At 62.2% G+C, this 6,990-nt stretch carries 6 protein-coding genes; 2 read left to right on the top strand and 4 right to left on the bottom strand.

Going from position 1 to position 6,990, the window contains the following annotated elements; all coding sequences use genetic code 11:
* A partial coding sequence (locus M1B35_RS27160) for a calcium-binding protein (protein ID WP_268263604.1) occupies positions 1 to 1,268 on the top strand: 1,268 nt, incomplete at its 5' end.
* Between the two features lie 211 nt (positions 1,269 to 1,479).
* On the opposite strand, the gene M1B35_RS27155 is transcribed toward M1B35_RS27160, so the two are convergent.
* A complete protein-coding gene (locus tag M1B35_RS27155; protein WP_268263603.1) occupies positions 1,480 to 2,118 on the bottom strand; it encodes a hypothetical protein in 639 nt (212 codons plus the stop codon).
* 271 nt (positions 2,119 to 2,389) lie between these two features.
* Between M1B35_RS27155 and fabI the strand changes: the two genes are divergently transcribed.
* A complete protein-coding gene (fabI, locus tag M1B35_RS27150) occupies positions 2,390 to 3,184 on the top strand; it encodes an enoyl-ACP reductase FabI (RefSeq protein WP_268263602.1) in 795 nt (264 codons plus the stop codon).
* A gap of 119 nt (positions 3,185 to 3,303) precedes the next feature.
* Here fabI and M1B35_RS27145 read toward each other — a convergent pair whose 3' ends face one another.
* The 3 genes from M1B35_RS27145 to M1B35_RS27135 form a co-directional block, all read right to left on the bottom strand.
* Positions 3,304 to 3,852: a cupin domain-containing protein gene (locus tag M1B35_RS27145; protein ID WP_123331504.1), complete on the bottom strand. Its 549-nt coding sequence runs from the start codon at positions 3,850 to 3,852 to the stop codon at positions 3,304 to 3,306.
* 281 nt (positions 3,853 to 4,133) lie between these two features.
* Positions 4,134 to 5,414 (bottom strand): NAD(P)/FAD-dependent oxidoreductase, encoded by a 1,281-nt coding sequence (locus M1B35_RS27140; protein WP_123331502.1) that lies wholly within the window; start codon positions 5,412 to 5,414, stop codon positions 4,134 to 4,136.
* A 58-nt stretch (positions 5,415 to 5,472) separates the two neighbouring features.
* A complete protein-coding gene (locus M1B35_RS27135; RefSeq protein WP_268263601.1) occupies positions 5,473 to 6,963 on the bottom strand; it encodes an aldehyde dehydrogenase in 1,491 nt (496 codons plus the stop codon).
* Positions 6,964 to 6,990 lie beyond the last annotated feature (27 nt).

Here is a 6,990-nt window from a genome sequence, read left to right as displayed (position 1 = left end):
GCTCGAGCAATGACACCCTGTACGGCGGCGCGGGTGCCGACCAGTTCTTCGGTGGTGCCGGTTACGACATCGTCGGTTATACCGACAGCAAGACAGCCGTGACGATCAACCTGAAAACCGGCGTGAACACGGGCATCGCGGCCGGCGATACCTATACAGACATCGAAGCGGTCAGGGGGTCCAACCTGAATGACATCTTCTACGGTGGAACCTCTGCCATGGGGCTGGATGGTAGTGTCGGGCAGGATCTGGTCAGCTATGAACTGTCGGACCAGGCCGTGGCCATCGACCTGACCACCGGTGCCAATACCGGGGACGCAGCGGGTGATACCTACACCGCCATCGAAATATTCCAGGGCAGCAACTTCAACGACACGCTATCGGGCTCGCGAGTAGGTGAGGTTTTCATTGGCGGAGTCGGTGCGGATGTCATTGATGGTCGTGAAGGCCAGGACAGTGCCTGGTACATCACCAGTGCAACCGGCGTCACGATCAACCTGCAAACCAACATCAACCAGGGTGGCGACGCTGAAGGTGATGTCCTGCTGAACATCGAACGTGTGGTGGGCAGTCACTTCAACGACAGCCTGACAGGTGATGCCGGCGTCAACTATCTGGAGGGCGGGCTGGGCAACGACATCCTCTACGGCGGTGACGGTAACGATTACCTGTATGGCGGACTGTTTTCACAGATCGGGCCTTTCACCCTCGATGGACTGCCCAGCGGGTCACAAGCCGACACACTGTACGGCGGGAATGGTAACGACACCATTGTCACTGCTTCCTACGATCAAGGCAGTCAGGCGTTTGGTGAAGCGGGTAACGATGTTATCACCGTGGTACACGGCATGGCCGACGGTGGTGACGGTAACGACCTGCTGACAGGCAAGGGCCTGGGCTTTTTGCTGTTTGGCGGCAATGGTGATGACAAGCTGGTCTTGCAGAACAGTGGTTGGGCCAATGGCGGCGAAGGTGACGATACCTACACCATCGGTACGACGTCATTGGTGACCATCCAGGACGACGGCGCCAGCCGTGGCGACATCTTGGTGCTGTCATACATCCACAGTGACAATCTGCTGGCGGATCGCATCGGCGATGATCTCTACCTGCATCAACTAAGCTTTGCTGCAGGCCAGACGCCACAGGACGGTGTGCTCCTCAAGGACTGGTACGCCGGTTACGACACCATCGAGCAAATCCAGACATCGGATGGACAGCTTTTCAACCTGCCGGCCAACAGCGAATCATTTAGCTTGCTCGGTTGAGCGGCTGAGGCTTTCCCCTCGTTGAGCTAGCCAGATAAAGGGTGCGTCTGCTAACGGACGCATTCCTGATCTCGCAACGTGTAGAACGCCCCCGCCGTGCAACCAACAATAAAGTCATCTGTGGCCTGGCCTCGGCTCGGACGGTCACGGGATGATCTTCAATTTCCAGCAGGCTGGCGAACCCGAACGCATTAATGAGCCTGCCCCGCCCTTACAACTCCAAGCTGATCAGTTCACTCATCCGCTTGCCGATCATCCCCCGCAACCACGCCGAGTGAGCCTCCATTTCCACCAACGGAATATGGGTGCCCAAGCGGCGCTGGATGGTTTTGCCTTTGGGTCCTTTATAGGTCACTTGGTAGTGGCCAAACCGTTCGTACTCCCTCATCTGGTAAGGCGTGATGGAGTAGATATCGCTGAACGCTACCTGCACTTGCCTGGGTTTTCGCGCCGGGCGGGTTTCGCTGTAGGTGAGGCGTTGCTGGGTTTCGTCGAAGCTGAAATCGTGCACCCAGGGCTCGGAACCCAACCACCAGAAGATGGAGGCGGCCAGGCACGCGGTGCCAAACAAGGGGCCCAGCAGCAAGGGGGCGGTGAGGGTTTCTGCGTAGGTCAACGGTAGCCCTTTGGCGGCTTCGAACAAGGTGATCGCCAACAGCACCAGAGCGTAGACCGGCAAAGTAACCAGCAACACAAAGTAGAAGGCGACGGTGCCCAGGGAGCTGCCTCCCGAGCTGAACAGCTCACTGGGTTGATGATGCCAAAGGGGCGGATGCACAGGCGGGGTTGCGGGGGTGTCGGCCGCGGTGGCGGCGTGGGTGACCGGTGGCGTCGGGGATTGGCGCATCATGCGTCGGACTCTTGAGGAGACGCTGCAAAAGGTACCACTCGCCAAAGGCCGCCGCTCTTCTTGAGAAAAATCAGCGACCGCAGGCCATGTAACTCAGCGCATATTTCGTCCGTCATATTCCTGTTATGCGATCCCCGGCTCGCCTGCGCATGATGTCCAGCGGCCGAATGGAGGCATGACGTCCTCATGCTTCCGATAATGTGCCGTTGTCCAAGGCCTGCACGAAGCGCCTGGCAACGGCGGTGAACAGCAACACTTCAAGGAGCAACACATGGGTTTTCTAACGGGCAAACGCGTTCTGATTGTCGGTGTCGCCAGCAAGTTGTCCATCGCGTCGGGCATTGCCGCGGCGATGCATCGCGAGGGCGCCGAGCTGGCCTTCACCTATCAGAACGAAAAGCTCCGCAGCCGCGTGGAGGAGTTCGCCACTGAGTGGGGCTCGAACCCTGGGCTGTGCTTCCCTTGCGATGTGGCCAGCGACGAGGACATCGCCCAAGTCTTTGACAAGCTTGGCCAGCAATGGGAAGCACTGGACTGCATCGTGCATTCGGTGGGCTTTGCGCCGGGCGACCAACTGGACGGCGACTTCACCGAAGCCACCACCCGCGACGGCTTCCGAATTGCCCACGACATCAGCGCCTACAGCTTCATCGCCCTGGCCAAAGCCGGGCGGCCGATGATGCAGGGACGCAATGGCAGCCTGTTGACCCTGTCCTACCTGGGCGCCGAGCGGACCATGCCGAACTACAACGTGATGGGCATGGCCAAGGCCAGCCTGGAAGCAGGCGTGCGTTACCTGGCCGGCAGCCTTGGCCCGGAAGGCACGCGGGTCAACGCCGTATCGGCCGGCCCGATCCGTACCCTCGCCGCTTCGGGGATCAAGAACTTCCGCAAAATGCTCGCCGCCAACGAGGCGCAAACACCCCTGCGCCGCAACGTGACCATCGAAGAAGTCGGCAACGCCGGCGCCTTCCTGTGCTCGGACCTGGCATCGGGCATCAGCGGGGAAATCATGTACGTGGATGGCGGGTTCAACACCACGGCCATGGGCAACCTGGACGATTGATCTGATGGGTCCTGCCGCTTCGGATCGAAGCGGCATTTTCGTCAGGCGCATGGCCTGCCGGATAGCACGCAGTGGCGGAGTTTGCCGCCACTGCCAACAGCCGAGGCCCCTCCCCCGACCTAGAAGTTCGCGGGCGTATTCGCGCTGATGATCTCGGCCTCGTCCTGCCCGATGTTCCTGAAGCGATGGGGCAAGGTCGTGGGAAAGTAATACCCATCCCCCGGGTTCAACACGCTGACCTGGCCGTCCACCGTGAGCTCCACGGTGCCACGGGTGACGATCCCGCACTCTTCCCCTTCCGCGTGCACGATCGCTTCTTCGCCGGAGCTGGCGCCGGGGGCGTATTGCTCCCGCAAGAAACGCATCTGCCGGCTTGGCAGCGGCGCGCCGACCATCAGCAGGCGCAGGCCGTCGCGGCCGAGGTCGGGTTGTTCATTGGCGCGGAACACGTATTGGTGTTCCCGGGGCGGCTGGTCGAAGGTGAAGAAGTCGGCCAGGGACATGGGGATGCCTTCCAGCAGTTTTTTCAATGAGCTGACGGAGGGGCTGACGCGATTCTGTTCGATCAGGGAGATGGTGGCGTTGGTCACGCCGCTACGACGGGCCAGCTCGCGCTGGGAGAGTTTGTAGCTTTCGCGAACCAGTTTGAGTCGGGTGCCCGTGTCCATAACAGCCTTATGTGAGGAAAACTCAAGGATATTGGCGGCGTGGAGTGCGGGCGACTGCTGTCGCGAAATTCGCCGTTTCCGTGCCCCTGGAAGATGAAAGTCGGCTATTAAATCACGTTTGTGCAGGCGGCTGTAGCGGGGGGGTTAAGGGTGACGCGCAGCGTCAAAGAAGGGCTTGCCCAGTAGCGCATGGGCACCCGCTGGATGGCTGCCAGCCGGCCTCCCACGCGCGTTCACATGGCCCCCGCGGGAGTGCCGCCGGGGACCGATTGGCGAGGGTTTCAGACGCCGAAGCGGTCGCGCAGGGCGTAGTAGGCGGCGCCCATCGCGGTCAGTGGGGCCTGGAAGGTGCGGCCGCCGAACATCGGCATGTGCGGCAAGGAAGCAAAGGCGTCGAAGCGCTCGGCGTCGCCGCGGATCACTTCACTGATCAATTTACCGGCCAAGTGCGAACAGGTGACGCCGTGACCGCTGTAGCCCTGCATGTAATAGGCGTTCTTTTCGATACGGCCGAATTGCGGCATGCGCGACATGGTCAGCAGGAAGTTGCCGGTCCAGCGGTAGTCGATTTTCACGCCCTTGAGCTGCGGGAAGGTCTTGAGGATTTTCGGACGGATCAGTTGTTCGATATCGTCCGGCTCCCGGGCGCCGTACACCACACCACCGCCGTAGAGTAGGCGGTTGTCAGCGGTCAGGCGGTAGTAGTCGAGCAGGTAGTTGCAGTCTTCCACGCAGTAATTGTTGCTGATCAGGCTGCGCGCCACCTGTTCCGACAGCGGTTCGGTGACCACGATCTGCGAGCCGCACGGCATGCTTTTGCGGGTGACCCGAGCGTCCAGGTTCTGCGGCAAGTAGGCGTTGCCGGCGATCAGCAGGTATTTGGCGCGGACCACGCCCTTGGCGGTGCGCACCACATTGGGTTCGCCGTAGGTGATTTCCTCGGCCGCCGACTGCTCGAAAATCTTGCCGCCCAGGCCGATGATGGCGCTGGCCTCGCCCAGGGCCAGGTTCAGCGGGTGAACATGACCGCCCTGCTTGTCCAGCAGGCCGCCGACGTAGTTTTCGCAGCCCACTTCGCGGGCCATGTCGTTGCTGTCGAGCAGGTGCAGATTGTGGTTGCCGTAGCGCTCCCAACTGCTTTTCTGTTCGGCCAGGCCCTTGAGCTGCTTCTTGTTCAGGGCGGCGAAAATACCACCCGGGCGGTAGTCGCACTGGATGTCGTAGTGCTGGATGCGCTGGCGAATGATGTCGGCGCCTTCGAACATCATGCTGCCGAGGATCTCCGCGCTTTTTTCACCGTAGCGTTGCTCGATTACGTCCACATCGCGGCTGTAGGAGTTGACCAGTTGCCCGCCGTTGCGCCCGCTGGCACCGAAGCCGACCTTGGCCGCTTCCAGCACGGTGACGCTGTAGCCGGCCTCGGCCAGGAACAGCGCCGACGACAGCCCGGTGTAGCCGGCGCCGATGACACAGACGTCGCACTCCACCAACTCTTCGAGCACGGGGAAGTCGCCGGTGTGGTTACGGGTCGCGGCGTAGTAACTGTTGACGTGGGTTTGCATGTTTCGGACTCCTGGGCGCTTGGCCGACGCGGGCCGGCAAGCGCCGTTGTTATGTGTCTTAGAGCTTGATCCAGGTGGCTTTGAGCTCGGTGTACTTGTCGAAGGCGTGCAGCGACTTGTCGCGGCCATTGCCCGACTGTTTGAAGCCGCCAAAGGGCGCCGTCATGTCGCCACCGTCGTACTGGTTGACCCACACGCTGCCGGCGCGCAGGCCCCGGGCAAAGCGGTGGGCGCGGCTAAGGTTGGCGGTCCACACGGCGGCAGCCAGGCCGAAGATGCTGTCGTTGGCGATCTGCAGCGCCTGCTCTTCCGTGTCGAAGCTGATCAGCGACAGCACCGGGCCGAAGATTTCTTCACGGGCGATGGTCATGGCGTTGGTCACACCGTCGAAAATCGTCGGCTCCACGTACTGGCCGCCGGTCTCTTCCAGGGTGCGCTGGCCGCCGATCAGCAACTGGGCGCCCTGCTCCTTGCCGATGTCGATGTAGCGCAGCACGTTGTCCAGTTGCCGCTGATCGACCACCGCGCCGACCTTGGTCGCAGGGTCCAGCGGGTGCCCCGGGGTCCAGGCCTTGAGGGCCTGCACCAACAGCGGAATAAACGCCTCGCGGATCGAGCGCTCCACCAGCAGGCGCGAGCCGGCCACGCAGACTTCGCCCTGGTTGAAGGCAATGCCCGCAGCGGCGGCTTCAGCGGCGGCGCGCAGGTCCGGGGCATCGGCGAACACCACGTTCGGGCTCTTGCCGCCAGCTTCCAGCCACACCCGCTTCATGTTGCTCTGGCCGGAATACGCCAGCAGTTGCTTGGCCACCCCGGTGGAACCGGTAAACGCCAGCACGTCCACGTCCATGTGCAGGGCCAGGGCTTTGCCGACCGTGTGGCCGTACCCCGGCAGCACGTTGAACACACCCGGAGGAATGCCGGCATCGAGTGCCAGTTGGGCCAGGCGAATGGCGGTCAGCGGCGACTTTTCCGAAGGTTTGAGGATGAACGAGTTGCCCGCCGCCAGGGCCGGGCCGAACTTCCAGCTGGCCATGATCATCGGGAAGTTCCACGGCACGATGGCCGCCACCACGCCAGAGGGTTCCCGGGTAATCAGGCCCAACTGGTCGTGGGGCGTAGGCGCCACCTCGTCGTAGATTTTGTCGATGGCCTCGGCGCTCCAGCGGATCGCGTTGGCGGTGGCTGGCACGTCGATGGCCATGGAATCGCCGATCGGCTTGCCCATGTCCAGGGTTTCCAGCAGGGCCAGTTCTTCCTGGTGCTCGAGGATCAGTTCGGCGAAACGGATCAGCACGCGCTTGCGCGCCGCCGGGGCCTGCAAGCGCCAGACGCCGGACTCAAAGGCCCGACGTGCGGCGACCACCGCCAAGTCGGCGTCGGCCTCGTCGGTGCTGGCGACCTGGGCCAGCAAACGCCCGTCCACCGGGCTGATGCTGTCAAAGGTCTGGCCGCTGGCGGCCCAGCGGTATTCGCCGTCGATAAAGGCCCGGCCCTCAAGGCTCAGGGACTGGAAGTACTGCTCCCAGTCATGGCGCTGCTTGGTCATGTCATGCACTCAACAGAGAAAGGGACA

Source organism: Pseudomonas morbosilactucae (genome assembly GCF_023241665.1).
In the GTDB taxonomy this organism is placed as follows: Bacteria; Pseudomonadota; Gammaproteobacteria; order Pseudomonadales; family Pseudomonadaceae; genus Aquipseudomonas; species Aquipseudomonas morbosilactucae.
Note: the sequence above shows the minus strand (reverse complement) of the source record. Positions and strands in the feature narration are given on the sequence as shown.

What these genes read in the sequence shown, in the direction of transcription:
- M1B35_RS27155 (WP_268263603.1), bottom strand. Translation starts at nt 2,118, where the DNA reads ATGATGCGCCAATCCCCGACGCCACCGGTCACCCACGCCGCCACCGCG.
- fabI (WP_268263602.1), top strand. Translation starts at nt 2,390, where the DNA reads ATGGGTTTTCTAACGGGCAAACGCGTTCTGATTGTCGGTGTCGCCAGC.
- M1B35_RS27145 (WP_123331504.1), bottom strand. Translation starts at nt 3,852, where the DNA reads ATGGACACGGGCACCCGACTCAAACTGGTTCGCGAAAGCTACAAACTC.
- M1B35_RS27140 (WP_123331502.1), bottom strand. Translation starts at nt 5,414, where the DNA reads ATGCAAACCCACGTCAACAGTTACTACGCCGCGACCCGTAACCACACC.
- M1B35_RS27135 (WP_268263601.1), bottom strand. Translation starts at nt 6,963, where the DNA reads ATGACCAAGCAGCGCCATGACTGGGAGCAGTACTTCCAGTCCCTGAGC.